This is a genomic window from Stenotrophomonas sp. SMYL8 (genome assembly GCF_036320065.1).
In the GTDB taxonomy this organism is placed as follows: domain Bacteria; phylum Pseudomonadota; class Gammaproteobacteria; order Xanthomonadales; family Xanthomonadaceae; genus Stenotrophomonas; species Stenotrophomonas maltophilia_A.
Genome location: NZ_JAWIRR010000006.1, coordinates 30,998 through 55,979, shown reverse-complemented (window position 1 = coordinate 55,979; position 24,982 = coordinate 30,998). Strand labels below are relative to the sequence as shown.

23 protein-coding genes and 1 tRNA gene are annotated in these 24,982 nt (G+C 65.6%); 9 read left to right on the top strand and 15 right to left on the bottom strand.

The window, feature by feature from the left end; translation table 11 throughout:
- Positions 1-233: 233 nt before the first annotated feature.
- The 9 genes from V3B25_RS07370 to V3B25_RS07330 all read right to left on the bottom strand — a co-directional run bounded on the left by V3B25_RS07370 (position 234) and on the right by V3B25_RS07330 (position 8,199).
- The gene (locus V3B25_RS07370) at positions 234-1,598 is read right to left on the bottom strand and encodes an aminodeoxychorismate synthase component I (protein ID WP_329810392.1); all 1,365 of its coding nucleotides are present in this window, start codon (positions 1,596-1,598) and stop codon (positions 234-236) included.
- Positions 1,599-1,754: 156 nt separating this feature from the next.
- Complete coding sequence (gene fabF / locus V3B25_RS07365) at positions 1,755-3,017, bottom strand: beta-ketoacyl-ACP synthase II (RefSeq protein WP_049463472.1); 1,263 nt, start codon at positions 3,015-3,017, stop codon at positions 1,755-1,757.
- Positions 3,018-3,160: 143 nt separating this feature from the next.
- Positions 3,161-3,400, bottom strand: a complete 240-nt coding sequence (gene acpP, locus V3B25_RS07360; protein WP_005415509.1) for an acyl carrier protein — start codon at positions 3,398-3,400, stop codon at positions 3,161-3,163.
- A gap of 152 nt (positions 3,401-3,552) precedes the next feature.
- Positions 3,553-4,296 carry a 3-oxoacyl-ACP reductase FabG gene (fabG, locus tag V3B25_RS07355; RefSeq protein WP_329810391.1) on the bottom strand — a complete coding sequence of 248 codons (744 nt, stop codon included), beginning with the start codon at positions 4,294-4,296 and terminating at the stop codon, positions 3,553-3,555.
- A gap of 82 nt (positions 4,297-4,378) precedes the next feature.
- On the bottom strand, positions 4,379-5,323 hold the full coding sequence (gene fabD, locus V3B25_RS07350; protein WP_032127764.1) for an ACP S-malonyltransferase: 945 nt from the start codon (positions 5,321-5,323) through the stop codon (positions 4,379-4,381).
- Between the two features lie 135 nt (positions 5,324-5,458).
- The gene (locus V3B25_RS07345; RefSeq protein WP_032127765.1) at positions 5,459-6,241 is read right to left on the bottom strand and encodes a hypothetical protein; all 783 of its coding nucleotides are present in this window, start codon (positions 6,239-6,241) and stop codon (positions 5,459-5,461) included.
- A 77-nt stretch (positions 6,242-6,318) separates the two neighbouring features.
- Positions 6,319-7,296: a beta-ketoacyl-ACP synthase III gene (locus V3B25_RS07340; RefSeq protein ID WP_032127766.1), complete on the bottom strand. Its 978-nt coding sequence runs from the start codon at positions 7,294-7,296 to the stop codon at positions 6,319-6,321.
- Positions 7,297-7,387: 91 nt separating this feature from the next.
- A complete protein-coding gene (gene rpmF / locus V3B25_RS07335) occupies positions 7,388-7,582 on the bottom strand; it encodes a 50S ribosomal protein L32 (RefSeq protein ID WP_004154640.1) in 195 nt (64 codons plus the stop codon).
- A 107-nt stretch (positions 7,583-7,689) separates the two neighbouring features.
- Complete coding sequence (locus V3B25_RS07330) at positions 7,690-8,199, bottom strand: YceD family protein (protein ID WP_329810390.1); 510 nt, start codon at positions 8,197-8,199, stop codon at positions 7,690-7,692.
- Positions 8,200-8,312: 113 nt separating this feature from the next.
- Between V3B25_RS07330 and V3B25_RS07325 the strand changes: the two genes are divergently transcribed.
- Positions 8,313-8,882 carry a Maf family nucleotide pyrophosphatase gene (locus tag V3B25_RS07325; RefSeq protein ID WP_329810389.1) on the top strand — a complete coding sequence of 190 codons (570 nt, stop codon included), beginning with the start codon at positions 8,313-8,315 and terminating at the stop codon, positions 8,880-8,882.
- 98 nt (positions 8,883-8,980) lie between these two features.
- Here V3B25_RS07325 and V3B25_RS07320 read toward each other — a convergent pair whose 3' ends face one another.
- Positions 8,981-10,816 (bottom strand): glycosyltransferase family 39 protein, encoded by a 1,836-nt coding sequence (locus tag V3B25_RS07320; RefSeq protein ID WP_329810388.1) that lies wholly within the window; start codon positions 10,814-10,816, stop codon positions 8,981-8,983.
- Between the two features lie 42 nt (positions 10,817-10,858).
- Between V3B25_RS07320 and V3B25_RS07315 the strand changes: the two genes are divergently transcribed.
- The 4 genes from V3B25_RS07315 to V3B25_RS07300 are packed head-to-tail and all read left to right on the top strand — an operon-like array spanning position 10,859 to position 15,225.
- Positions 10,859-11,812, top strand: a complete 954-nt coding sequence (locus V3B25_RS07315) for a MoxR family ATPase (protein ID WP_032127770.1) — start codon at positions 10,859-10,861, stop codon at positions 11,810-11,812.
- A gap of 23 nt (positions 11,813-11,835) precedes the next feature.
- On the top strand, positions 11,836-12,759 hold the full coding sequence (locus tag V3B25_RS07310) for a DUF58 domain-containing protein (protein WP_185749964.1): 924 nt from the start codon (positions 11,836-11,838) through the stop codon (positions 12,757-12,759).
- Positions 12,752-14,701 carry a DUF3488 and transglutaminase-like domain-containing protein gene (locus V3B25_RS07305; protein WP_329810387.1) on the top strand — a complete coding sequence of 650 codons (1,950 nt, stop codon included), beginning with the start codon at positions 12,752-12,754 and terminating at the stop codon, positions 14,699-14,701. Before V3B25_RS07310 ends, V3B25_RS07305 begins: the two co-directional genes overlap by 8 nt.
- Positions 14,698-15,225, top strand: a complete 528-nt coding sequence (locus V3B25_RS07300) for a Slp family lipoprotein (RefSeq protein WP_032127773.1) — start codon at positions 14,698-14,700, stop codon at positions 15,223-15,225. The genes V3B25_RS07305 and V3B25_RS07300 overlap by 4 nt, the downstream gene beginning before the upstream one ends.
- Positions 15,226-15,323: 98 nt before the next feature.
- On the opposite strand, the gene V3B25_RS07295 is transcribed toward V3B25_RS07300, so the two are convergent.
- The 4 genes from V3B25_RS07295 to dnaX all read right to left on the bottom strand — a co-directional run bounded on the left by V3B25_RS07295 (position 15,324) and on the right by dnaX (position 18,854).
- Positions 15,324-15,683: a histidine triad nucleotide-binding protein gene (locus V3B25_RS07295; RefSeq protein WP_014646179.1), complete on the bottom strand. Its 360-nt coding sequence runs from the start codon at positions 15,681-15,683 to the stop codon at positions 15,324-15,326.
- Between the two features lie 66 nt (positions 15,684-15,749).
- Positions 15,750-16,349, bottom strand: a complete 600-nt coding sequence (gene recR / locus V3B25_RS07290; protein ID WP_010483844.1) for a recombination mediator RecR — start codon at positions 16,347-16,349, stop codon at positions 15,750-15,752.
- A gap of 141 nt (positions 16,350-16,490) precedes the next feature.
- Positions 16,491-16,811, bottom strand: coding sequence for a YbaB/EbfC family nucleoid-associated protein (locus V3B25_RS07285; protein ID WP_005408298.1), 321 nt, complete (start codon positions 16,809-16,811; stop codon positions 16,491-16,493).
- Positions 16,812-16,817: 6 nt separating this feature from the next.
- Complete coding sequence (gene dnaX, locus V3B25_RS07280; protein ID WP_329810386.1) at positions 16,818-18,854, bottom strand: DNA polymerase III subunit gamma/tau; 2,037 nt, start codon at positions 18,852-18,854, stop codon at positions 16,818-16,820.
- Positions 18,855-19,016: 162 nt separating this feature from the next.
- On the opposite strand from dnaX, the gene V3B25_RS07275 reads away from it, so the two are divergent.
- The 4 genes from V3B25_RS07275 to V3B25_RS07260 all read left to right on the top strand — a co-directional run bounded on the left by V3B25_RS07275 (position 19,017) and on the right by V3B25_RS07260 (position 23,180).
- Positions 19,017-19,109 (top strand) — tRNA-Ser (locus V3B25_RS07275).
- A gap of 84 nt (positions 19,110-19,193) precedes the next feature.
- Positions 19,194-20,702 carry a site-specific integrase gene (locus V3B25_RS07270; protein ID WP_329810385.1) on the top strand — a complete coding sequence of 503 codons (1,509 nt, stop codon included), beginning with the start codon at positions 19,194-19,196 and terminating at the stop codon, positions 20,700-20,702.
- Positions 20,702-21,469, top strand: a complete 768-nt coding sequence (locus V3B25_RS07265) for an NYN domain-containing protein (protein WP_072168240.1) — start codon at positions 20,702-20,704, stop codon at positions 21,467-21,469. Before V3B25_RS07270 ends, V3B25_RS07265 begins: the two co-directional genes overlap by 1 nt.
- A gap of 556 nt (positions 21,470-22,025) precedes the next feature.
- Positions 22,026-23,180, top strand: a complete 1,155-nt coding sequence (locus tag V3B25_RS07260; RefSeq protein ID WP_329810384.1) for a phospholipase D family protein — start codon at positions 22,026-22,028, stop codon at positions 23,178-23,180.
- Between the two features lie 104 nt (positions 23,181-23,284).
- Here the strand turns inward: V3B25_RS07260 and V3B25_RS07255 are convergent, their stop codons facing one another.
- The gene (locus V3B25_RS07255) at positions 23,285-24,814 is read right to left on the bottom strand and encodes a MobA/MobL family protein (RefSeq protein ID WP_072168242.1); all 1,530 of its coding nucleotides are present in this window, start codon (positions 24,812-24,814) and stop codon (positions 23,285-23,287) included.
- Positions 24,815-24,982: the final 168 nt, after the last annotated feature.

Below are 24,982 nucleotides of genomic sequence, written 5' to 3'. Positions count from 1 at the left end.
CCGGTGGATTGGGGTCATGACCGGGGGCATGCGCCTGTGCCGACCGACGGTCGGCACCCACCCGAACAATGGCACCCACCGGTACCGGTAGTGGGGGGGGGGGGGGGGGGGGGGGGGCGGGCGGGGGGGGGGGTGGGGGGGGGGGGCGGGGCGGCGCGCGCCCGCCCGCCCCCCCCCCCCCCCCCGCCCGCCCGCGCCCCCCCCCCCCCCCCCCCCCCACTACCGGAATACGCCTACCCCTGCTGGCCGAGCGCGCGCAGCAGGCCGCGGGCCTTGGCGCGGGTCTCGTCCAGTTCCTTGTCCGGGTCCGAGTCGACCACGATGCCGGCGCCGGTGCGGAAGCTCACCTCGTGGCCATCCACTTCGGCGGTACGGATCAGGATGTTCAGGTCCAGGTCGCCATCGCGGTTCAGCCAGCCGAACGCGCCGGTGTAGGCACCACGCGGCACCTGCTCCAGCTCGCTGATGATCTGCATGCAGCGCACCTTCGGGCAGCCGGTGATGGTGCCGCCGGGGAAGGTGGCGGCGATCACCTCGCCAGGGGTGACCTCCGGGCGCAGATGGCCGCTGACGTTGCTGACGATGTGATGCACGTGCGCGTAGCTCTCCACGGTCATCAGCTCATCGACCACCACGGTACCAGGCAGGCAGATGCGGCCCAGGTCGTTGCGCTCCAGGTCGATCAGCATCACGTGCTCGGCACGCTCCTTCGGGTGACCGACCAGTTCCTGGATGCGCGCAGCATCATCGTCCCCCTCGAAGCGCGGACGCGTGCCGGCAATCGGACGGGTCTGCGCGTGGCCGGCATGCACCGACACCAGCCGCTCCGGCGAGGAACTGACCACATGGCGGCCGTGCGCGCTGAACAGGCCAGCGAACGGTGCCGGGTTGGCACGGCGCAGCTGCGCGTACAGCGCCTGCGGGCTGACCGGTGCGGCAAACTGCGCGCTCCAGCGCCGCGACAGGTTCACCTGGAACACATCGCCGGCACGCAGGTATTCGATCACCCGGCGTACGCCGTCGGTGAAGCGCTGCGGCGCATCCTCGCCGACCGACTGCGGTGGCTGCCAGCCCTGCCCGGCTTCGGGCAGCGTGGCCGAGGCCAGTGCCACCAGCGCATCCAGCAACGCCTGCTCGCCGGCTTCGGCGATGACGAAGCTGGCCTCGTTGTGGTGGTCGTGCAGCACCGCGGCCGGGCAGCGCAGCGCCAGCGCGGTCGGGCGGCCGTCCTCGCGTGCGCGCGCCGGCAGCACTGGTTCGATCTGGCTGGCCACTTCGTAATCCAGCATCAACGCCCAGCCACCGCGGAACGGCAGGCTGTGGCTGCCGTCATGCGGCAGGCGTTCGTGCTGCCAGGCGCGGTCCAGCACCTGCAGGAAGCTGCCGGCCTGCACCGCATCGTGCTGGTCGCGCACCTGGCCATCGGCATCCAGCCGCAGGCTATCGCCCTGCGCCGCCAGCAGCAGGCTCCAGCGGCCCTGGGCGGTGCCCGAGGCGGTGGATTCCATCAGCAGCGGGAAGCGTGCCGGGTCGTGCTGCTGCAGGGCCAGCAGATCGATCGGGTGCGGCAGCGGGTGGATCAGCGGTGCGTGGGTCATGGCGGCCAGTTCGGGGATTCAGATGCACGGAAGCCGCCTTGCGGCGGCCTCCTCGTGCGTAGAGTCGAGCTTGCTCGACTGTGTTGCACGTTCAGTCGAGCATGGCTCGACTCTACACAAGGGCGGAGTCGAGCAAGCTCGACTCTACAACGTCGCTCAGACGCGCTTGAAGATCAGCGTGCCGTTGGTGCCGCCGAAGCCGAAGCCATTGGACATCACCACGTCGACCTTGGCCTGGCGTGCTTCATTGGGCACGTAGTCCAGGTCGCAGCCTTCGCCCGGCTGCTGCAGGTTGATGGTCGGCGGGATGACGTTGTCCTGCAGCGCCATCACCGAGAAGATCGCTTCCACGCCGCCGGCAGCGCCGAGCAGGTGTCCGGTCATCGACTTGGTGGAGCTGACCATCATCTTGTAGGCGTGGTCGCCGAAGGCAGTCTTCATCGCCATGGTCTCGCCCAGGTCGCCCAGCGGCGTGGAGGTGCCGTGCGCGTTGAGGTAGCCCACCTGTTCCGGGGTCACGCCGGCATCCTTCATGGCCATGACCATGCAGCGCGCGGCGCCTTCGCCGTTCTCGCTGGGTGCGGTCATGTGGTACGCGTCGGAGCTGGCGCCGAAGCCGGCCAGTTCGCAGTAGATCTTCGCGCCACGTGCCTTGGCGTGCTCGTACTCTTCCAGGATCAGGATGCCGGCGCCGTCGCCCAGCACGAAGCCGTCACGGTCCTTGTCCCACGGGCGCGAGGCCTGTTCCGGGGCGTCGTTGCGGGTGCTCATGGCCTTCATCGCGCAGAAGCCGCCCAGTGCGGTCGGCGACGAGCCACGCTCGGCACCACCGACCACCATCACGTCGGCATCGCCGTACTGGATCATGCGCATGGCGGTGCCGATCGAATGGTTCGAGGTCGCGCACGCAGACACCGCCGAGAACGACGGGCCCTTCAGGCCGGTGATGATGCTCAGCTGGCCCGGCAGCATGTTGATGATGGTCTTGGGCACGTAGAAGGGCGAGATCTTCTTGCCCTCATGGAACTCGATGGTCTGCTCTTCGATGCCGAGCAGGCCGCCGATGCCGGCGCCAACGATGGCGCCGATGCGCTCGGCATTGGCGTCGGTGATCTCAAGGCCCGAGTCGTGCAGGGCCATGAACGAGGCACCGAGGCCGTAATGGATGAACGGGTCCATCTTCTTGGCATCCTTGCCGCTGACCCGGAACTTGCCGAACAGTTCATTGTCGGCGGTGATGTCGAATCCCTTGACCTCACCTGCAATCTTGGTGGTGAACCGATCCAGATAGGCATCAGAAACGTTGGTCAGCGGACCGATGCCCGAACGACCCTGGGTGATGCCTTCCCAGCTGCTGGCCAGATCATTGCCCAACGGCGAGACGATACCCAGGCCGGTTACGACGACGCGACGCTTCATTGCTGATTCTCCTGGCCCGGATGATTTCAACGGGCAACTCGGTTTGCTTCGGTGTGATGCTCAAACACACGGGGCCGCAACAGCGGCCCCATGGGGTGCGGTGCGCGGCGAGCGTGAGCCCGCGCGCGCACTGCCGTCTGACATCAGGCCTTGACGTGGGCCTTGATGTAGTCGATGGCGGCCTGCACGGTGCTGATCTTCTCGGCTTCTTCGTCCGGGATCTCGCACTCGAATTCTTCTTCCAGGGCCATCACCAGCTCGACGGTGTCCAGCGAGTCAGCGCCCAGGTCATCGACGAACGATGCGCTGTTGGTGACTTCTTCTTCCTTGACGCCAAGCTGTTCGACGACGATTTTCTTGACGCGTTCTTCGATGGTGCTCATGGGATCTCGCTCCAGATGGAGTTGTGGTTCAAAAGTGGTCGCCATCAAAGGCGATGGCCGTGGGATAGTGTAGTGGAAACCGGCGCGGCCTTGCATCGCAGCAAAAACCTCCGCAGATCAACCACTTGCGGCGCAATCCCTGCGCCCCTTGCTTACGGCATGTACATGCCACCGTTCACATGGAGGGTTTCGCCGGTGATGTAACCGGCAGCCGGGCCGGCCAGGAAGGCCACCGCATGGGCGATGTCTTCCGGCGAACCCAGGCGTTCGAGGGCGATGTCGTTGATCAGCGCGGTACGCGCTTCTTCCGGCAACGCCTTGGTCATGTCGGTGTCGATGAAGCCGGGTGCGACAACATTGACGGTGACACCGCGCGAACCGATTTCCTTGGCCAGCGACTTGCTGAAGCCGATGATGCCGGCCTTGGCGGCAGCGTAGTTGGCCTGGCCGGCATTGCCGGTCACGCCCACCACCGATGCGATATTGATGATGCGGCCCTTGCGCGCCTTCATCATGCCGCGCATCACCGCCTTGCTGGTGCGGAACACGCTGGTCAGGTTGGTGTCGATGATCGACGCCCAGTCCTCGTCCTTCATGCGCATCAGCAGGTTGTCGCGGGTGATGCCGGCATTGTTCACCAGGATCGAGATCGGGCCGAATTCCTTGGCAATGCCATCGAGCACGCTGTCCAGCGCGGCGGCATCGGTGACGTTCAGCGCGAGGCCGTGGCCACCGTGGGCGGCCAGGCGCTCACCGATCGCGGCGGCGCCGGATTCAGTGGTGGCGGTGCCGATGACGGTGGCGCCCTGGGCGGCCAGCAGATCGGCGATGGCGGCACCAATGCCACGGCTGGCGCCGGTGACCAGTGCGATTTCACCCTGCAGGGGCTTGCTCATGATGTTTTCCTCAGGCTGGGACGGCCGCCGTACCCGTGCCGCTTGCAGCGGCCACCGGTACGGTCGGCAGGAACAAGGGGGATCAGGCCGACCATGCCTCGCGGGCGGCTTCGAAGTCGCCTGGCGTGGCCAGCGAACGGCCGTCGATGGCCTTGTCGATACGCTTGACCAGACCGGTCAGCACCTTGCCCGGGCCGCACTCGGCGATCCGGGTGACGCCACGGCCAGCCAGCGCCTGCACGCACCCGGTCCACTGCACCGGCTGGTACAGCTGCTGGACCAGCGCGGTACGGATCGCGTCAATGCCGTCATGCACCTTGGCGTCGACGTTCTGCACCACCGGCAGCTGCGGCGCCTGCCAGGCCAGGCCGGCCATCACTTCGGCCAGGCGGTTGGCGGCTTCGCGCATCAACGGGGTGTGCGAGGGCACGCTCACGGCCAGCTTGACCGCCTTGCGCACGCCCTTCTCGGCCAGCAGCGCCAGCGCACGGTCGACCGCGTCGGCGTCGCCACCGATCACGATCTGGCCCGGCGAATTGAAGTTGGCCGGCACCACCACCTGGCTGCCTGCGGCTTCGGCGCAGACGTCCAGCACCAGCTGGTCTTCGGCGCCGAGCACGGCGGCCATGGCACCGACGCCGGCCGGTGCGGCTTCCTGCATCAGCTGGCCGCGCAGGCGCACCAGGTGCGCACCGTCATGCAGGCTCAGCGCGCCAGCGGCGACCAGAGCGGTGTACTCGCCCAGGCTGTGACCGGCCAGCACCGACGGGCGCGGACCGCCCACGGCGTTCCAGGCGCGCCACACGCCGATGCTTGCGGCCAGCAGGGCCGGCTGGGTGTATTCGGTGCGGTTGAGCATTTCCTCCGGGCCACCCTGGGACAGCGCCCACAGGTCGACGCCGGCACCATCGGATGCCTCGGTGAAGGCTTCACGCACCTGCGGGTGCAGTTCAGCCAGCTCGGCCACCATGCCCACAGACTGCGAGCCCTGGCCGGGGAAGACAAAAGCGAGGGTGGATACGGTCACGCGGTCATCCGCTTGTTGCAATCGAAGCGGGCCATGATAAGGGGGAACATGCCGTGTCGTCTGTACGTGCGCGTATGCACGCGTATGGTGGGCCAGCCGCGGAACGCCGCCGGGCATGGCCCGGCGGACGCACAGTCAGCAGAACAGCTGCAGGACGTCCAGATCGCCGTCGGCGAGGAAATCCACGCACAGGCCCACCAGCATCAGCACGCCAGCGGTGCTGGCGCCATGGGCGATGAAGATGGAGTGGGCCAGCGCGCGCGCCGAGCGGCCCAGCTTCATGCAGACCCGGGCCAGGCTGCGCAGGCGGCCAGTGACCGCGTGCACGTGCTCGCGCACCGGCGCCTGCGCATCGCCCATCGCCTCGGCCATCATCGCCTGCAGGTGCTCGGGGCGGTCGGCGTAGTACTTGGCCACGCCATAGCCGAACATCAGCCAGTCGCGGGCCTGCGCTTCGGACAGATCCATCACTTCCAGCGGATCTTCCTCGAAGTCGATGAAACCGACCTTCTCGCCATCCCAGGTGAGATTGCGCGGTAACGGCTGACCGAAATAGGCGCCGCGCGCATGCGCTGCGGCAATGGCCAGCATGGCCGCCATCACCAGGCGGTCGCGACCGGCCTCGTCGGCTTCGCGCAGGCAGGTATTGAACGAACTGCCGTTGTCGCCGATCACCAGCGCAGCATGGCCGGTGCCCAGCACATCGGGCACGTTCACGCCCTGCGCCTGCAGTTCTGCAAGGCGACGGGCTTCGGTTTCGCGCGCGGCGTCACCGCCACGGTGCGGCGGCGGGCGCAGGGCATCCAGATGAAAACGACGGGCAACAAAATTGAGCAGGCCAAGGGCCAGCGCGCGGCTTCCCTTGCCGTACTGCTTCAGCCAGGCACGTTGCCCTTCGATGACGATGGGCTCAACCATGACAGGTCCTCCTTAAACGCGTTACGGCCCCAGAGGGGCCGCAACGACAAAGCTTCACGTTGTCGTAACTTGCACTATCAATAGCGCAGCAGAGCCGAACCCCACGTGAAGCCGCCGCCAAAGGCTTCCAGCAGCAGCAGCTGGCCACGTTCGACCTTGCCCGAGCGCACGGCGGCGTCCAGCGCCAGCGGCACCGAGCCGGACGAGGTATTGCCGTGCTTGTCGACGGTGACCACGACCTGGTCCATCGACATGTCCAGGCGCTTGGCGGTGGCTTCGATGATGCGCAGGTTGGCCTGGTGCGGAATCAGCCAATCCAGGTCGGACTTGTCCAGGCCGTTGGCGGCCAGAGTCTCGTCCACGACCGAGTCCAGCGCCTTGACGGCGTACTTGAACACGTCGTTGCCCTTCATGTTGATGGTGCCGCCGCCATTGGCGCCGTCCTTGAAGCCGGTCGAAACGCCAACCGGGTTCCACAGCAGCTCCTTCTTGCTGCCATCGGCATGCAGGTGGGTGCTGAGGATGCCGGTGTCTTCGTCGGCCTTGAGCACGACAGCACCGGCGCCATCGCCGAACAGCACGCAGGTGGTGCGATCGTTCCAGTCGACCATGCGGGTCAGCGTTTCGGTGCCGATCACCAGCACGTGCCTGCAGTCGCCGGAGCGGATGAACTTGTCGGCCACGCCCAACGCGAACACGAAGCCCGAGCAGGCGGCGTTGACGTCGAAGGCGGGGCACCCGGCCACACCGAGCTTTGCCTGGATCAGGCACGCGGTGGACGGGAAAATGAGATCAGGGGTGGTCGTGCCGACCACGATCATGTCGAGCTGCGAGGCGTCGATGCCTGCGGCTTCAAGCGCGCGCAGGGCGGCGTTGTAGCCAAGGTCGCTGGTGGTTTCGCCTTCGGCCGCGATGTGCCGCTCACGAATGCCGGTGCGCGACTGGATCCACTCATCCGAGGTTTCGACCATTTTTTCCAGGTCGGCGTTGGTCAGGACTTTTTCCGGCAAATAGCTACCGGTGCCCGCGATCCTCGAGTAGATCCGCTTGCTCATCATGTTTCCTGTTGCGCGGGCCGCCGATCACCGGCACACCCGGGAAAGAAGGCAAAGGCCGCTGCCCGGGGGCAGCGGCCTTCCCGGCACATCAATCTTCTTCGACGGCCGAGGTCTTGGTCTGGATGACCTTCTTGCCGCGGTAGAAACCATCGGCAGTGATGTGATGACGCAGGTGCACTTCGCCGGTGGTCGGGTCGGTCGACAGCTGCTTGGCGCTCAGGGCGTCATGCGCACGACGCATGCCGCGGCGGGACGGGGTGACACGGGATTTCTGCACAGCCATGGGATTGCTCCAAACTCGGTTCGTTTTGCTTCGTCGTATCGTCGCGCAGGACGCCAGCGCCCAGCACACTTTCGCTTTCGCCGCAGCCGCCGACGACAATCCGGCTGCTATTGTTTCTTCAGTGCCGCCAACACCGCGAACGGGTTGGCCTGCTTTGTTTCTTCTTCGCTCGGCGCCCAGTCCTTGTCGACTGCTTCACCGTCGGGCGACAGCGGCACCACAGGCACCGCCAGCACCAGCTCGTCCTCGACCAGGTCCAGCGGACGCAGCTGGCCGTCTTCCGGCACCAGCAACGCCTCGTACTCCTCCGGCAGGGACGATTCCTCGTCCTCGTCGCGGATCAGGCCAAGCCTCTGGGTCATCTTCACCGGCAACAGGAATCGCTGCATGCTGCGCTGACAGGTCAGCGGCAACGCGGTGTCGATGGTCAATTCCACATAGGATACCCGCAAGACGTCGTCGCGACCGAATTCAAGCGAGTAATTGCACTCACCGTCGGTATCTGCGACCAACCCCTGCAGGCGGGTCAATTCAGCCAGGGACACCTGACCGTCGAAGCGCCTTCGCGCTACAACCATCCGCCAGGCATCCAGCGTTTCGGGCACGTTCGCGGACATAAGCCGCTGAATACTAAGGATCGGGGCGGCGGCTGTCAAATGCCCGCCATACAGGACTTGCCGCTGGCGCTGCGGACACGCCAGACTGCCGCGCCCTGCCCCGGTATTCTCGCATGTCACTGGTCCTGGCCTCCACCTCCCGCTACCGCCGCGAGCTGCTGCAGCGATTGGGCCTTGCCTTCGACTGCGCGCGCCCGGAGGTGGATGAAACCCCGTTGAATGGCGAAGCGCCGCGGGCTCTGGCCACGCGCCTGGCTGCGGCCAAGGCCGCCGAGGTGGCTGCCCGCCATCCGGGCGCCTGGGTAATCGGCTCGGACCAGGTCGCGGACCTGAACGGCCGGCCGCTGGGCAAGCCCGGTACGGTCGAGGCCGCCTGTGCGCAGCTGGCAGCGATGTCCGGGCAGACCGTGCGCTTCCACACCGCCGTCTGTCTCAGCCGTGATGGAGAATCATTCACGGCCGTCGATCTGACCGAAGTCTGCTTCCGCGCACTGGAACCGGACGAGATCGCCCGCTACGTGACCACCGAGCAGCCACTGGACTGCGCCGGCAGCTTCAAATGCGAGGGCCTGGGCATCAGCCTGTTCGACGCCATCGACAACCGCGACCCGACCGCGCTGGTCGGCCTGCCGCTGATTGCGGTATGCGGATTGCTGCGCAGGGCCGGTTTCGCGGTGCCCTGAACTGTAGCGTCGAGCCCTGCCCGACTGCTTCTGCTGTAGATGGCAGGCGGCCCGGAAAAAGCAGTCGAGCATGGCTCGACCCTACAAAAGCAGAGGCCTCAACGGACCTCGAACGGCTGCTCCTGCCATTGCTCCACGCTGCCATCGCGGCCATACAGGCGCAGGCCCAGCCAGTGCCTGCCCGGCGCCAGCGTGGTGGTATCCAGCGATGCGTCGAAGCCCACCGCCGGGTGCTGCGGATCGGTGCTGTCCGGCCACACGGGGCGCACGTCGAATACACGCCCATAGCGGGCGTCACCGATGGAACGGCCATCGACCAGCACTTCGACACGTGCCAGGCCGACGCCATCCTTGAACGCCCAGCCCTTGATCGCGAACGTGCCGGACACCTTCTCGCCATTGGACGGCGCATCCAGCCACGCCATCGCCGGCGTCACGCACGGCCCTTCCGCGCGCTGCACCGGCAGGCGGAACAAAAGGAAGCGCTGGAACCCGTGATCACTGCTGACCACGCGTGGCGCCGGCATCGGCCCCACCTGATCGCAGATGGCGTGATAGCGCTCCAGCAGTTCGCGATAGCGCTGGTCGCTGGGTGACAGCACCAGCAGCATCGGCGCCGTGCGCTCGCCCTCATGCAGCAGGCCCCACTGTGCCAGCTGCGCGGTGCGGCCATGCTTGTCATTGAGCGGATGCGGCAGCACCGCGATGTTGCCATTGCCCAGCTGGAAGCCCAGCTCGGCGCCAACCTTGAAGTTGCCGGCCAGCACGCGCGTCCCTTCCGGCATCTGCCGCAGCTCTTCATGGACCGCTACGGCCAGTGGTTGCCAGCCAGCGAAATTGCGCGGGTAGTACTTGCTGCCGGCCATCTGCTCGCGCAGTGCCGGCGTGGATGCCATCAGGTAGTAGCCGAACGCCAGCACCATGCCCGCGCCTGCCAGCCACCAGCCGGTGCGGCGCAGCCAGCGCGGCCAGCCGTTGAGCACTACCGGCACCGCCACCAGCAGTGCGAGGTAGCCCGGCAGCGGCCAATGGAAACTGATCCGCTCGACGTCAGTGAAGAAGCCAAGCACGAAAATGCCCAGCGTGGATACGCCGCCCACCAGGCCGAAATAGCGCCACTGCACGCGCGCACCGCCACCGCTCCGGGTCCCTGCCAGCGCCACCTTCCACATCGCCATGCACAGGATCGGCGTCACCAGCATCGGCTGGATCACCAGGAACCACAGCCCGCCCCATTCAAAGGCCCAGGGATGACGCTCGACCACCTGGAATTTCAGACCGGCATCGTGGTTGTCCGCATTCCACGCCAGCAGTGGCAGCCATGCCAGCACGCCCACCGCCAGTGCGACCCACACGCGCGGATCGGCCAGCATGCGCCGCCCCTGCGGCAATGCCAGCAGCGCGATGAAACCGACGCCGATGACACCGATGAAACGGTAGTGGCTGAGTGCACCGATCAGCAGGCCCAGCGCCAGCTTCATCGCCGAGGAGGCATCCACGTTGTGCAGCAGGCGCGCACCGGCGTGCAGGCAGATCACCGCCGCCAGCGCCATCGGCACGTCGGGTACCGCCAGCAGGCCCAGCGTCGCCGACAACGGCATCAACAGCGTGAGGCTGCCCGCCTGCCAACCCGCCACATTGCCGAACCAGCGCGTGGCCGTGCGCACCACCAGCAGCGGCAACAGCGCACCGATGGCCAGGAACGGCAGGCGCAGCGCAAGCACGTGATGACCGCCGAGCTCCACGCCCAGGCGGGCCAGCCAGGCGGTCAACCCGGGCAGATCCGAATAGGCCGCGGCCAGATGCTGGCCTTCCTGCCAATAGAACGCTTCGTCGACGAACAGCGGCAAGCGCGCGGCAACGATCAGCTTGGCCGCTGTGACCAACGTCCATAACCAGAGAAATATCGTCCGTGCGCGCTGTTCGCCTTGCATTGCTCTATGGATAATCGAGTGGATTCCAGATCTGAGACGATCATGCCAGCTTCGTCCCCCAACCCCAGCATGCTAACCGATCAATTGCGTCAGGCCCTGCGGGAGGCACAGGATCAGGTGAACGCACTGGTACTGGGCAAGGTGCCGGAAGTCAGGCTGGCGTTCGTCGCATTGCTGTCCGGCGGTCACCTGCTGATTGAAGATCTGCCCGGCCTGGGCAAGACCACGCTGGCGCATGCGCTGGCCAGCAGCCTCGGCCTCAGCTTCCAGCGCGTGCAGTTCACCTCCGATCTGTTGCCCGCCGATGTGCTGGGCGTGTCGGTGTATGAAGCCGGCAGCCGTCAGTTCCAGTTCCACCCCGGCCCGGTGTTCACCCACGTACTGCTGGCCGACGAGATCAACCGCGCACCACCGCGCACGCAGAGCGCGTTGCTGGAAGCGATGGCCGAGCAACAGGTCACCCTGGATGGACAGACCCATGCCCTGCCCGATCCTTTCTTCGTGATCGCTACGCAGAACCCGGTGGATCTGTCCGGCACGTTCCCGCTGCCGGATTCGCAGCTGGACCGCTTCCTGCTGCGACTGGCGATGGGTTACCCCAGCGCGCAGGCCGAGCGCGAGCTGCTGCGCGGCAGCGATCGCCGCGACCTGATCGCGCGTGCCGTACCGAAACTGGATGACACCCAGGTGCGCGCGCTGCGCGACGCAGTGAACCAGGTGCATGCCAGCGACGCGCTGATCGACTATGTGCAGGCGCTGCTGACCCGCAGCCGCCAGCATGCCGGTGTGCGCGTGGGCCTGTCGCCACGTGCGGGCCTGGCGCTGCTGCGCGCGGCCAAGGCACATGCACTGCTGCTGGGGCGCGGCCATGTGGTGCCCGAAGACGTGCAGACCCTGTTCGTGGCGGTGGCCGGCCACCGACTGGTGGCGGAAGCCGAATCCAGTTCGGGTCCGGCACTGGCGCGCGCGATCCTGCAGACCGTCGCGGTGGACTGAGCGTGGCCACACGCTGGGCACGCATGCAGCTGCTGGCTCGGCCACGCAGGCCCGAAGCCTTGCCGAGGCGGCTGGACCGCCATCGCATCTATGTGCTGCCCACCCGCTTCGGCCTGTTCGTTGCCACCCTGCTGACGGCCATGCTGCTGGGCGCACTGAACTACAACAACAACCCGGCGCTGCTGCTGGCCCTGCTGCTCGCGGCAGCAGCAATCGCCAGTGCCATTGCCGCGCATCTCCAGTTGTCCGGCGTGCAGATCGATGCGATCTCCGCCGAGCCGGTAGCGGCCGGGCAACCATTGCGTCTGCGCGTGGACCTCTCACTGCGTGACCCGCGTGCGCGGCACGGCCTTCATCTGCAGCTGGGTGACAGCAACGCCTGGACCTCGCTGCCTGCGCACGGCCGTGGCGAAGTGGAACTGGACGTTCCCAGCGAACGCCGTGGCTGGCTGGAACTGCCGCGCATCCGACTGTCCACCACCCAGCCGCTGGGCCTGGTGCGGGCGTGGTCGTGGGTGTGGCCGGAACAGCCGCTGCTGGTCTACCCGCTGGCCGAAGCCGTGGCGCCTGCACTGCCGGAGAGCGGCAGCGATCCGCTGCACACCCGCGCCCATGCCAGCGGCGAGGAACTGCATCAGCTGCGCCCCTACCGGGCGGGCGATGCGCCGCGCAGCATTTCCTGGAAGCACTCGGCTCGCCGCGACAGCCTGCTGGTGCGCGAGTACGAAAAGCCGGTCGGCATCGAAGTGATCCTCGACTGGCGCTCGTTGGCGCCGTTGGGCCATGAAGCACGCATCGCTCGATTGGCGCGCTGGGTGGATGTGGCAGAGCGCGAGGGCCGCCGCTACACCCTGCTGCTGCCTGCACACCCGCCGTTCGGGCCCGGTCAGGGCGCCAGCCACCATCACCTGTGCCTGCGCGCGCTGGCGCTGATGCCGCATGACTGAGACCCCCGCCCTGCTCGATCGCAATGCCCGCAACTGGACCCTGGCCAGCGCGGCGCTGGCCTTGTTGCCGTTGCTGCTGCAGCTGCCGCCACTGCTGGCTGGTGTGATCGCGCTGGCGGCGATCATCACCGCCGCCCTGTCGTGGCGGACAGTGTTGCCGATGCCGGTACGCCTGCTGCTGGTGCTGGGCATGCTCGGCGCCATCGTCTGGCAGATGGGCATGGTGCGCCCCGGGCGCGATACCGGTTGCGCACTGCTGGCCGCGATGCTGGCGATCAAGTCCAGCGAGCTGCGCAGCCTGCGTGATGCCCGCAGCCTGCTCGGCTTCGCGCTGTTCTCGCCCTTTGCAGCATTCCTGCTCGACCAGGGGCCGCTGACAACCGCGCTGGCCGCGCTGGCCGGGGGCAGCGCACTGATCGCGCTGCAACGCCTGGCCCAGGATGAAGGTCATGCCGACCGCCTGCCACTGCGCGGGCAGCTGCATGGTGTCGGCCGCCTGTTGGCGATCGGCCTGCCGCTGGCATTGGCCTGTTTCTGGCTGTTCCCGCGCTTGGCCACACCACTGTGGGGTGTTCCCGAGCGCGCCGTGGGTACACCGGGGTTGTCCGACAGCATGGAGCCCGGCCAGTGGTTGGACCTGATGGCCGACGACAGCCCGGCGCTGCGCGTGCAGTTCTTCGGCACTCCACCCGAGCCGGCGCAGCGTTACTGGCGCGGCCCTGTACTGACCGCCTTCGATGGACGGCGCTGGACACGCGACCGCGCCAGCGCGCGGCGGCCTGCTGCGGTGGTTGAAGCAAGTACACAGGGCTGGGATTACCAGATCGACTACGAGCCGACCGACCGCCGCCAGCTGGTGGCGCTGGACCTGCCCAGCCGCGCGCCTGCAGGCAGCATGCTGGATGCGGACATGAGCCTGAGCAGCGAACGCCCGCTGGCCTCGCTCAGCCGCTGGCGGTTGCATTCGGCCCCTCCCCTGCGTTTCGACAGCACGCTGTCGCCCTATCTGCGCCGCGCGACGCTGCAGCTGCCGACCGGCTTCAACCCGCGCACCGCCACGTTGGCGCAGCAATGGCGACAGGAGGCTGGCAGCGATGACGAGGCCATCGTGCGCCGCGCGCTGCAGTGGATCACCACCGACTTCTCGTACACGCTGGACACCCCTGCGGCGGGACGCGACCCGATCGACGAGTTCCTGTTCGGCTACAAGGCCGGCTTCTGTGAACACTTCAGCTCGGCCTTCGTGGTGCTGATGCGCAACGCCGGCGTCCCGGCGCGGGTGGTGACCGGTTTCGCCGGCGGCACCCGCAACCGCATCGGCGACTACTGGGTAGTGCGGCGAATGGATGCCCACGCCTGGGCCGAGGTGTGGCTGCCGCAGCGCGGCTGGGTCCGGGTCGACCCGACCGCAGCCGTGGCACCGGAACGCATCCTGGACACACTGGATGACCGCCTGCAGGCCGGCACGGACACGCCACTGCAGCAGCGTTGGCTGCAGCTGGGCCAGATGGGCGACTGGCTGCGCCGTGGCTGGAACGACCTGGTGCTGTCTTTCGATGCGCGCCGCCAGCAACAGCTGCTCAAGCCGTTCGGGCTGGACGATCTGGGCCCCGGGCAGCTGGTCGCTGGCTTCGTGGTGGCCGCACTGCTGGCGCTGGCGTGGATGGCCTGGCTGCTGGCCCGTGGCGAGCGCGAACGCGACCCGCTGCTGCGCGCCTGGCACCGGCTCGGACGGCGCTACGCCCGCCTCGGCCTGGCCCGTGAACCGCACGAAACCGCCCAGGACTGGGCACAGCGCGTACACCGGCAGCGTCCTGACCCGGCCCTGCTCGCGCTCAGCCAGCGTTTCGCTGATGCGCGTTACGCTGGAACTTGCACCGACCTCGCTTCATTATTGCGGGACCTGCGCAGGCATCGCCCGACTTCCGGAGCCTCCCCATGAACACCAAGTTCCTTCTCACCGCTGTGGCCACGCTGGCCCTGTCGGCCTGCGCCACGGCCCCCAAGCCGCTGCAGGGACAGTTCAGCCTGGTCTCCCCTCGCGATTCAGTCGCTACCCAGCAGGTCGGCACGCCGGTCCGTTGGGGCGGTCGCATCATCGAAACCAAGCCCGGCCAGGGCGAGACCTGCTTCCAGATCATCTCGCGCCCGCTCAATGGCAGTGGCCGCCCGAACACCACTTCGTCCGATGCCAGCGACGGTCGTTTCATCGCCTGCCGTGCTGGCTTCTACGACCCGGCGGTGTTCGAAGCCGGTCGTGACGTGACCTTCATCGGCAAGATCGACGGCTACCAGAACACCCGCATCGGCGAATACGACTACCGCCTGCCGAAGCTGTCGGCCGATGTGATCTACCTGTGGCCGGAACAGCGTCAGGTCGACGTGGTGCCCTATCCCTATGGCCCGTGGGGCCCGAGCCCGTATGGCCCGTACTGGGGCGGCTATGGTCGCTGGGGCTGGTGGTGATCATCACCGCACAGGCATGACGGAAAAGGCCGCCCTCGGGCGGCCTTTTCCATCCACGCCGGGATACGGTAGATCCACGCCATGCGTGGATAGGGGCTTCAACGCCCCGGGGTACCGAAGTGCCCCAGCGGCGCACCGGCCAGCAGGTGCATGTGGATATGGAACACGGTCTGCCCGGCATCCTCGCGGCAGTTCATCACGATGCGGTAGCCGTCCTGAGCAAAGCCCTCGCGGCGCGCATACTCGGCGGCAGCCAGCGCCAGCTTGCCGATCAGGTGCGCCTGCGACGGCTGCAGGTCATCCAGGGTCGGAATGATCTCGTTCTTCGGAATGAACAGCACGTGCACCGGCGCCTGCGGTGCGATGTCCTTGAAGCCCAGCACCTCGTCATCCTCGTAGACGATGGTGGCCGGGATCTCGCGACGGATGATCTTGCTGAAGAGGGTTTCGTTGCTCATGATCGGCCTCGGCGGGTATGTCGTCCGCATTGTAGGCCGCCCGCGCCCGGCCATGCCGGCCGTTGCTCAATCGCGGAATTCGCTGCGGGTCCCGAACGCGTGCGACAGCGTGCCACGATCAACGTATTCCAGTTCGCCGCCCAGCGGCAGGCCCTGCGCCAGGCGGCTGGGCTGCACCTTGCGCGCGCGCGCCAGCTGCGCCAGGTAATGCGCGGTGGCCTCCCCCTCCACAGTGGCGCTGGTGGCGATGATCAGCTCCTGCACCTCGCCTTCGGCCAGCCGCCGCTCCAGCTGCTCCAGGCCCAGCTCGCGCGGGCCGATGCCATCGAGCGGCGACAGCCGGCCCTGCAGCACGAAGTAGACACCGCGGAAGCCGGTGGCGTTCTCGATGGCCAGGCGGTCGGCCGGTGATTCGACCACGCACAGCTGGCTGCGCTCGCGGCTGCTGTTGGCACAGGTCGGGCACAACTCGGTTTCGCTGAAATCGCGGCACTGCACGCAGTGGCCGATTCGCTCCACCGCCAATGCCAGTGTCTCGGCCAGACGCTGGCCACCTTCGCGCTCGCGCTCGAGCAGGTGATAGGCCATGCGCTGCGCAGTCTTCTGGCCGACGCCAGGCAGCACCCGCAATGCGTCGATCAATTGTTCAAGCAGGGGTGCGGACACGGCGGCATGCTTTCATGGCGTCGAGCACGCTCGACAGCTGTTTGTAGAGTCGAGCCATGCTCGACTGAAGGTTGGAACAGTCGAGCAAGCTCGACTCTACGGGATCCGTGGCACCCGGTTATACGGGTGCCACGCTGAAAATCAGAACGGCAGCTTCATGCCCGGCGGCAGCTGCATGCCGGCGGTGGCCGACCCCATCTTCGACTTCGACTCGGCATCGATCTTGTTCGACGCATCATTGAAGGCGGCGGCGATCAGGTCTTCCAGCATCTCCGGGTCGCTGGTCAGCGACGGGTCGATGCGCACCTTGCGGCATTCCTTGGCACCGGTCAGGGTCACGCTGACCATGCCGCCGCCGGCGCTGCCGGTCACTTCGATCTTGGCGATTTCTTCCTGGGCCTTCTGCAGGTTTTCCTGCATCTTCTGGGCCTGCTGCATCAGTTGGGCGATGTTTCCGCGCATGGTGTCTTACTCGTCAAAAGAACGGATGGAATCGGAAACAACCCGGGCGCCGTGCTGTTGGATCAGCACCTGCACTTCCGGATCGTCCATGAAAACAGCCTCTGCCACCTGCTGCCGCTCGCCACGCTGGCGATCGGCACGCTGGTGCAGGGTCTCGGCCGGAACGTGTTCGGTTTCCACGGTCTCGACCACGATCTTCGGCGCCTGGCCGAGGGCCTTCTCCAGCATCTCGCCCAGGGCGGCCAGCGCGCGCTCCGAGCGCAGATATTCAAATCCGGGCGAAAGACCCAGTTTCAAGGTCCCGTGCTGGCAACTGATGAAGGCAGCGTTGGCGGCCAGCTGCCGCGACGGGCCGCTCAGGCCACTGTTGGCGACCAGATCCAGCCAATCCTCGGCGCTGGCCAGATCGCTGACACCTTCCTGCGGCACGGCATCACGTGCCGGGGCCGGCTCGGCCGGCGCGATGGCAATGCCTTCAGTGCGGAACGGGCGCTCGGGCGGCGCAGGCTCGCTGGGAGCCGCGACGGGAGCTGGCGGTTCATGCCAGGGCGCCACCATGGCGGCGTCCGGCCCAGCCATCTCGGCCGCCAGCGCCTCGTCACGCGCCTCGGCTTCGTCGGTGGTCCACGGCGGCAGGTCGTCGCCCGCTTCGGCTTCAACGGATGCCGGCGCCGCTGCTTCAGCCTTCACCGGCGGCGGTGACACGGGCTCTTCCACCGGAACCGGCTCGGGCTCCGGGGTCGGGTCCGGTTCGGGTCGTGGGGCCGGCTCAGGTTCGGGTTCAGGTTCGCGCGGCGCGGCCTGCGCCGGAGCGGCCACCTGCGCTACTACGGCCGGGCTTGCCGAAGTGGCGGCAGCCGCCGGTGTCGCTTCGCGGGTACCCGTACCGCTGCCACCACCGGCAGCATTGCCACCCGGCGCATTGCCTGCACCATCCACCGACTTCGGCACCGGCGGGACCGCCGCGGCCGGGCGGAACGCCAGCATGCGCAGCACAGCCATTTCAAAGCCCGCGCGCGGGCTAGGCGCCAGCGGCAGGTCGCGACGGCCGTTCAAGGCCATCTGATACCAGAGCTGCACCACTTCCGGACGCAGGCGTTCGGCGAACACCGTCGCGTCCAGGCCTTCGGCAGCCGCTGCGGCACCCGGTACCAGCTGCTGCACCTGGATGCGATGCAGGCCTTCGGCCAGCGCTTCCAGTACGCCGCTCCAGTCCGGCGAGAACTCCGCCAGCGCAGCCACTACCTGCAACAGGCGCGGACCATCGCCTTCGGCCAGCGCATCGAGCATCGCTGCCACCTGGGTGCGGTCGACCGTGCCCAGCATGGTGCGCACTACGTCCTCGCGCAGCGCGCCGCCGGCGTAGGCGATCGCCTGGTCCAGCAGCGACAGGCCGTCACGCAGGCTGCCGTCGGCGGCCTTGGCCAGCTGCACGATGGCGCTGCCGTCGGCCTCGATTTCCTCAGCCGCCAGGATGCGGGTCATCTGGCCCTGGATCTGATCCTCGTCCAGGCGCTTGAGGTTGAACTGCAGGCAGCGGCTGAGCACGGTGACCGGCAGCTTCTGCGGGTCGGTGGTGGCCAGCAGGAACTTCACGTGCTCCGGCGGCTCTTCCAGCGTCTTCAGCAGCGCGTTGAACGCCGCCTTGGACAGCATGTGCACTTCGTCGATCAGGTAGACCTTGTACTTGCCACGCGAGGGCATGTACTGCGCGTTCTCGATCACCTCGCGCACGTCATCCACACCGGTGTTGGACGCGGCGTCGATTTCCAGCAGGTCGATGTAGCGCCCGGCGTCGATGTCCAGGCAGGCCGCACACTGGCCGCATGGGTCTGCGCTGGTGCCCTGCTCGCAGTTCAGCGACTTGGCGAAGATGCGCGCGATGGTGGTCTTGCCCACGCCGCGGGTACCGGTGAACAGGAACGCATGGTGGACCCGGCCGCTGTCCAGCGCGTTGCTGAGCGCACGGACCACGTGTTCCTGGCCCACCAGCTCGGCAAAACGCTTCGGACGCCACTTGCGGGCAAGGACGAGATAGGACATCAGGCCACCGTTTTCCATCGGATGTTCCATTGTGCCATGCCTGTCCAGCCCCCTCGCCTCCGGCACGTCCTTCGCAGGTTCCTGACCGGGGTGCTTGTGAAGTGCCGCGCGGCCCGCTAGAATCTGCGCCCCTGCTGAGGCGTTTGCCGATGGCAGGGATCCGGAGAGGTGTCCGAGTGGTTGAAGGAGCACGCCTGGAAAGTGTGTAAGCGTCTAAACCGCGCTTCGGGGGTTCGAATCCCCCTCTCTCCGCCAGATTACGCAAACCCCTGTTTACGCAGGGGTTTTTGCTTTTCTGAGGCGACCTTCGGCGGGACACAAATCGGGACACATCTCTCGATGCGCATCCCACACCACCTCGTTCGCGCGCCCTCAGGGCTCTGGTCTTTCCGGCAACGGGTCCCCACCGATCTCCAGGCCATCGTTGGCCGACGCATCTTCAAGCGCACCCTGCGCACGTCCGAGCTGGCCGTGGCCCAGTTGCGCGCCCTGCAACTGGCGGCGCGCTATGCTCAAGCCTTCGACGTGTTGAGGGAGCAACGCATGGGAATCAAGGAAGAGGACATCGACGCGCTGCTCAGGCGCCTGACCGATGGCGACCCGCTACAGCAGTTGATCTTGAACCGGACCAAGACAGCAGACGGGACGGTGACCGAGCACTGGCAAATCGACACGCCAGACGATGTCAGGCTCTATCAGCAGATGATGGAACTCTCTGCCTCTCAGCCCAGTGAGCTGAGCGAGTTGATCCGTGAGGGCGTGCCGCCCATGCCCGTGGCCCGTCGCGTGACCAAGCCTGCCGTGGAGACCATCACCCTGGGCAAGGCCCGCGACGCTTGGCTGGCCAGCATCCAGCCCGGCTGCCTCCCCAAAACGTTCACCATTAAAAAGACCGCCATCGAGGCACTGGTGTCCTTCCTGGGGGAAAAGGCCAAACTCCACTCGGTCACCCGGTCCGACCTGGCTCGGTGGTATCAGTTCATGCGAGACGGGGGCGCAGCCACCCCCACCCTTACGAACAAGCAAAGTTATGTCGGCGGCCGCGGAGGGTTTTTCGAATGGGCGATTGCATCCGGCCACTACCCCAAAGGCGACAACCCAGCGGCCGGCCATATCACTTACTCCACTAGGGAGAAGCGGGCGCGGAAGAAGTTCGGCTTCAAAGCCTATGACAGTCATCAGGTCCAAGCGCTGTTCGCACCGGCCGCGTTCGAAGAGCTGGCCCTGTCCGCCCGTTGGGCCTCGTTGCTGGGTCTCTACACGGGTGCCCGGGCATCAGAGGTCGGCCAGCTCTTGGTCGAGGATGTCTTGACGGTGGACGGACTGCCCTGCATTAGGATTTCTGACGAGGGGGAGCACCAGAAGGTCAAGACCGAAGTCAGCCTGCGCACGATCCCCGTGCATCCCGACCTCATTGAGCTGGGCTTCTTGGACTGGGTGGGCACCCTTCGAGCCCAGAAGGCACCACGGCTCTTCCCCGCCGCCAAGGCGAACGCCAAAAACGGCGCGGGCAACTGGATCACCAAGGCATTCGGCCGACACCTGGAGCAGGTCGGGGCAAACTGGCCGGAAGCCAAGCGTGGCTTCCACTCCCTCCGAAAAACGCTGATTCAGGAGCTCCAAGGCGCTGGCGTGGTCTCCGAGCTCCGGGCCCAACTGGTGGGCCATGAGCTGGACGACGAGCACCATGCCACCTACAGCCGGACCTTCACGGTCCGGGAAAAGCTGAAAGGCCTTAAAGGCGTCTCGCCGGGGCTGGCTGTGCTTTCTTACGAGCTCAACCTGCCTGCGCTTCGCGCCCTCTTGACCGTGGAGCCCAGCTCCGACAAGCAAAGGAAAGCTCGTTGATGAGCATCGTTCCACACGAATCACGCGTCGCGGTTCTTCTGGATTGCGACAACGTCAATCCGGAGATTGTGGATCACGCCCTTCTCATGGCCGCGCAGTTCGGACGGGTTGTCGTTCGGAGGGGTTACGGCAACCACGCCACGCTGGCTAAGCGCTGGCAGGAGACTTTGGTCCGACAAGCCTTCACTCCATGCCTCCAGTATCAATACGCGGCGGGCAAAAACACAGCTGACATGGCGTTGGCTTTGGACGCTCTGGAGGCAATGTTTGACCAACGAGCGGACACCTTTTGCCTAGTGACCAGCGACTCTGACTTTGCCTACCTTTGTCGCAAGCTCCGAGAGCGAGGAGCCACCGTCTGCATCGTTGGTGAAGCCAAGACACCAGAGGCATTGCGCAACGCCTGCGACCAGTTTTTCGAGTGGCAACCAGCAGAGTCGAATGCATCCTGCGAGGAATCACCTGCCCCGCCCCCCAAGGACTCCCACGGCAAAGTGGAGGCACCCAAGCCGCTTCCCAAACGCCGCCCTCGCTTTCTTGTCGACGCGGTCTCCTTGCTAGCCGATGGGACCACGGACGGGGAAGTAGTGCTAGGAACGCTTGGCCACTATCTGAAACGGACTGACCCATCTTTCTCCCCGAACGCCTATGGCCACTCCGGGCTCCTGAACATGATCAAGACGTATGACCTCCTGACAGCCTCACAAGCATCCGGCGGACACTGGCTTGTTAAGCTGGCACCGCAAATCGAATCGGCCGATGTGTGACTGCTTTTGCTGGTCGGCTTTCGACTCCTAGGCATTGGAAAGCAACTTCAAGATCTGTGAACCAGCGCAGATTCCTCCCCTTGCCAATCTTCCAGCCAGTGCTTCGATGTGAATACTTTTCACATCTGGAACCTCAGAAATCCTATGCCCGCAAATGTTGAGCTCCGTATCGCCAGCCGCCTGCTCCCGACCCTAATAGCCCAGAGCGACACGCGCGACGTCAACGCCAGAGAAATCGACGTTCAACACGCCATTGATGTCGCCGCGCTGCTCATGCGAAGGTTCGCTGGCTCACCCCACGGCCAGGCCCAGCAAGCCTACACATCCAGCCCGACCTGTCGACCATCTCCACGAGCCTCGACGGTTGAGCGCGAACAGTTACCACCCACCTTCCCCTCGCAGGAAGACTGGCGGAAGGCTCGCGGTCTCCAGCCAGTTAAGACACAACAGCATTCGCCGAAGCGCGTGAGCGGTCCATCCCTCCCGTAAAACTCAGGCGGAACGCTCATACGAAGGACCAATACGGAACGCTCCAAGCGATCACCAAAGGGGAAACATGGAACTGTTTTTACATCAGAGCCAGCAGAAAAGTCAGCTTGGCCATCGCTACACCAAGGCATTCCGAGAAGCGGTGGAGTTGTATGTGGTCTCCGCATACCTGACTGAGTGGGACGACGCTTTAAAGATATCGCCCCAATGCAAGCGATTCCGATTCATCGTTGGAAAGGACTTCGGCATTACGCGAAAAGATGCCTGTCGGAAGGTCCTGAGGTGGCTAGCTCCATCGAGAAAGGCCGAGTTCCTGGTTGCCGATGGAATCCGCGGCTTTCATCCCAAGTCAGTCATTTGGAAGGACCTGAGCGGTGACGCGCTCATGATCATCGGTTCTTCAAACCTAAGCAAAGCAGCCTTCAACAGCAATGTGGAAGCGAACATCCTCGTATCGATTTCCGCCAGTGAGTTCAATGATGTCAGAGCTTGGATAGACTGGATCGAGGAATCATCCATCCCTGTTTCAGAGGACTGGCTGGAGCTCTACACGGAAGCAGTCCGTCCGCCCAAAATCGGCAACGATGAGAACAAGGCATCCTTCGCCGACGAGGCCCCCACCGTAGCCTTCAAGCTTCCTTGGCCCGCGAACGCTGAGGAGCGTGTCCAGGAACGCCAGAAACAGATGAAGGCCTTTGAGAAGCACAAAAAAGGACTCATGGCCCTTTTCAGGCGAACTGCGAAAGGCGAGATAAAGAACAACGAGTTTTATGAACTGCTGCCAAGCCACTGGAGCTTTGAGCTTGGCAATCGATTGCAAGGAAGAGGATGGGAGAGACTGGGGATGGCGGCAGATTTTAAGGAGATAGCCCAAGCTTTCATCGCCATTGAAGATGCCTCCAAGCGAGACCGTGATGATGTCGTCAGGCGAGAGATAGACCGCCTTCATGATCGCGCCAATCCAGCACGCCGAGCTTTCCTGTCGGAAATGCTCTGCCTTCGATTCCCTAACTCTTACCCCGTCCTCAACAATCCGGTTCGTGCCTTCTTGGTCAAGCATCAACTCAGCGCTCCGCGTGGATCCAGCGAAGGCTCGAAATACATCGATCTCGCGAAGAAGCTTCGGACGGCCCTCCGCGCAAACCCTGGCTACATCGCGAAAAATCTGGCCGAACTTGATCTGCTGATCTGGGACTCATCGGAATACAACCCGCAGGGGTGACTCGCACGCGGCACCATCAGCCCTTACCGAGCTAGTGCATTAGCCGGAAAACGTCTCCGGACGCAGTCATGACAACCAGCCCCGCATTCGCGGGGCTCTTTCGTTCAATGGAGGGTGGGCGGCCGTGGCTTCAAAACTGGCGCGGAGGAGTTCCCTGCAGCCGACGAAATGGCCTGCCGTTCAAGAGCGAACTGGGACGGCGAAGGGAGGGCCTCCAGCTCGACCGCCTTGCGGAGGATGTCCGCATCTACCTCTGCCAGCGCCTCAGCCGACCCGCGCAACCGCGCCTTCTCGAGCTCCTTGGTCCGCTGCTCCAGCGCAGACAGGCGGCGCTCCCGGCGCTGCGTCCATTCGGGCCGCGAATAGCCGTTGGTTCCCATGGGATAGTCGGTGTTGAAGCGCTCCCATTCGTGCTGAGCTAGGTGACGTAGGCGTTCAGCCCTGCCCAGCGACACCAATCGCAAGGCACGCCCCAGGATCGCCGCTCGCAGTGCCCGGACCTGAAGAACCGCTTTGGTGATCCACTGCCGCAAGAGGACCGTCTCCCCAGCCTTTGCCAGTTCGGCTTGAGCCCATTCGAGACCAGCACGGATGCGCTGGGTCGACAGGTCTGCCCTAGCGCGCGCGATGTCCCGCAGGTCGCGCAAGGCATCACTCACACGCTCGACGAGACTGACCGGGCGCTGCCCTTCGGTCGCTTCGTGCTGGAGGGCCACGACCTGAGACAGCCGCATCCCGGACACGCCTCGAATCTCGAGTCCAGGAGCCAAGCCCTGCATGGAGGACGGCCGGCCACCTTGGCCATGACCGACCGACGCAGGCATGGGAACTGCCCTGCCCTCGCGCCCAGCTTGGAGGGTGAGATGGTCCAGATGTTCGACGTTGCCGACCTCTATGACGTCGTTCTCCACTACAAGCCGGCTGTCCATGCCCTTTCTGGACAGCGCAGTTGCTGCCTTTCCAAGGTGTCTCGTGGGCTCTCTAGATAGGGCTACGGCTCGGAGTTCGTCACCCCGGTCCGACGCCGCCCGAGCCTGCTCTGCCAGACTCCGATGATCGATTGTGACCGTCAGGCCAGCCGCTTCAAGGTGTGCGTTGGTCGTTTCAGCAACCATCTCCCGGACCCACTGGACTTGTACTTTTCCCGACACGCCCCCATCGAGCTCGCGCGTTTTCTCGCCAAACCCATCCGGCCCAATGCGTCTGGTGCTGGCAAGCAGGTGCACGTGATGATTGAGCCCGTCCGGGGTCCCAGGGGAGTGAATGCTAGCTTGGATGGCGAACTGGTAGCGATCCACCAAGGCCTCGGCGATGGAAAACGCCAGGTGTGCGCGCTGTTCTTCCGAAAGCTCATGGGGCAACGACAGCTCGAACTCGCGAGCCACCGTAGCGTCCTTACGACGCTCAGCGGCCTCCGCGACGGCCCAGAGCTCGCCGGGCACCAGTGCCCAGTCGGGCGCATCTGGGGGTGCGAGGCAGAAGGTCTCGACAACGCCGCTCCGACGGCGGTAGTCGTGCTGCTGCCCGGTGATGACATCGGACAGCAGCAAGCCACCTCGATAGGCGGCTGCGGCGACGGCGGATTGGCCTTTGGCTCGGCTGAACGTCTTGACCGCCGCGTGGAAGATAGCCATGGAAACTCCTAAGAAATAGAAGTCTTTATGGCTCAACTTTTGCCTTTGGCAAGCCTCGCAGAGGCTTGGGGTTCCAGGGGCGCAGCCCTTGGCGCACGCATCCGTCAGGATGCCTAAGTGCGCTCTTGCTTCAATCGCTTTTCGGTCGGAGACCTAAGCCGAAAGACA

Coding starts and splice junctions, on each gene's coding strand:
- acpP (WP_005415509.1), bottom strand. CDS start 3,400: ATGAGCACCATCGAAGAACGCGTCAAGAAAATCGTCGTCGAACAGCTT.
- dnaX (WP_329810386.1), bottom strand. CDS start 18,854: ATGTCCTATCTCGTCCTTGCCCGCAAGTGGCGTCCGAAGCGTTTTGCC.
- V3B25_RS07345 (WP_032127765.1), bottom strand. CDS start 6,241: ATGGTTGAGCCCATCGTCATCGAAGGGCAACGTGCCTGGCTGAAGCAG.
- V3B25_RS07285 (WP_005408298.1), bottom strand. CDS start 16,811: ATGCGCGGAAACATCGCCCAACTGATGCAGCAGGCCCAGAAGATGCAG.
- V3B25_RS07315 (WP_032127770.1), top strand. CDS start 10,859: ATGCCAGCTTCGTCCCCCAACCCCAGCATGCTAACCGATCAATTGCGT.
- fabG (WP_329810391.1), bottom strand. CDS start 4,296: ATGAGCAAGCCCCTGCAGGGTGAAATCGCACTGGTCACCGGCGCCAGC.
- V3B25_RS07320 (WP_329810388.1), bottom strand. CDS start 10,816: ATGCAAGGCGAACAGCGCGCACGGACGATATTTCTCTGGTTATGGACG.
- fabF (WP_049463472.1), bottom strand. CDS start 3,017: ATGAAGCGTCGCGTCGTCGTAACCGGCCTGGGTATCGTCTCGCCGTTG.
- V3B25_RS07255 (WP_072168242.1), bottom strand. CDS start 24,814: ATGGCTATCTTCCACGCGGCGGTCAAGACGTTCAGCCGAGCCAAAGGC.
- rpmF (WP_004154640.1), bottom strand. CDS start 7,582: ATGGCTGTGCAGAAATCCCGTGTCACCCCGTCCCGCCGCGGCATGCGT.
- V3B25_RS07270 (WP_329810385.1), top strand. CDS start 19,194: ATGCGCATCCCACACCACCTCGTTCGCGCGCCCTCAGGGCTCTGGTCT.
- V3B25_RS07295 (WP_014646179.1), bottom strand. CDS start 15,683: ATGAGCAACGAAACCCTCTTCAGCAAGATCATCCGTCGCGAGATCCCG.
- V3B25_RS07260 (WP_329810384.1), top strand. CDS start 22,026: ATGGAACTGTTTTTACATCAGAGCCAGCAGAAAAGTCAGCTTGGCCAT.
- V3B25_RS07330 (WP_329810390.1), bottom strand. CDS start 8,199: ATGTCCGCGAACGTGCCCGAAACGCTGGATGCCTGGCGGATGGTTGTA.
- V3B25_RS07265 (WP_072168240.1), top strand. CDS start 20,702: ATGAGCATCGTTCCACACGAATCACGCGTCGCGGTTCTTCTGGATTGC.
- V3B25_RS07325 (WP_329810389.1), top strand. CDS start 8,313: ATGTCACTGGTCCTGGCCTCCACCTCCCGCTACCGCCGCGAGCTGCTG.
- V3B25_RS07370 (WP_329810392.1), bottom strand. CDS start 1,598: ATGACCCACGCACCGCTGATCCACCCGCTGCCGCACCCGATCGATCTG.
- V3B25_RS07305 (WP_329810387.1), top strand. CDS start 12,752: ATGACTGAGACCCCCGCCCTGCTCGATCGCAATGCCCGCAACTGGACC.
- V3B25_RS07300 (WP_032127773.1), top strand. CDS start 14,698: ATGAACACCAAGTTCCTTCTCACCGCTGTGGCCACGCTGGCCCTGTCG.
- V3B25_RS07310 (WP_185749964.1), top strand. CDS start 11,836: ATGCAGCTGCTGGCTCGGCCACGCAGGCCCGAAGCCTTGCCGAGGCGG.
- V3B25_RS07340 (WP_032127766.1), bottom strand. CDS start 7,296: ATGAGCAAGCGGATCTACTCGAGGATCGCGGGCACCGGTAGCTATTTG.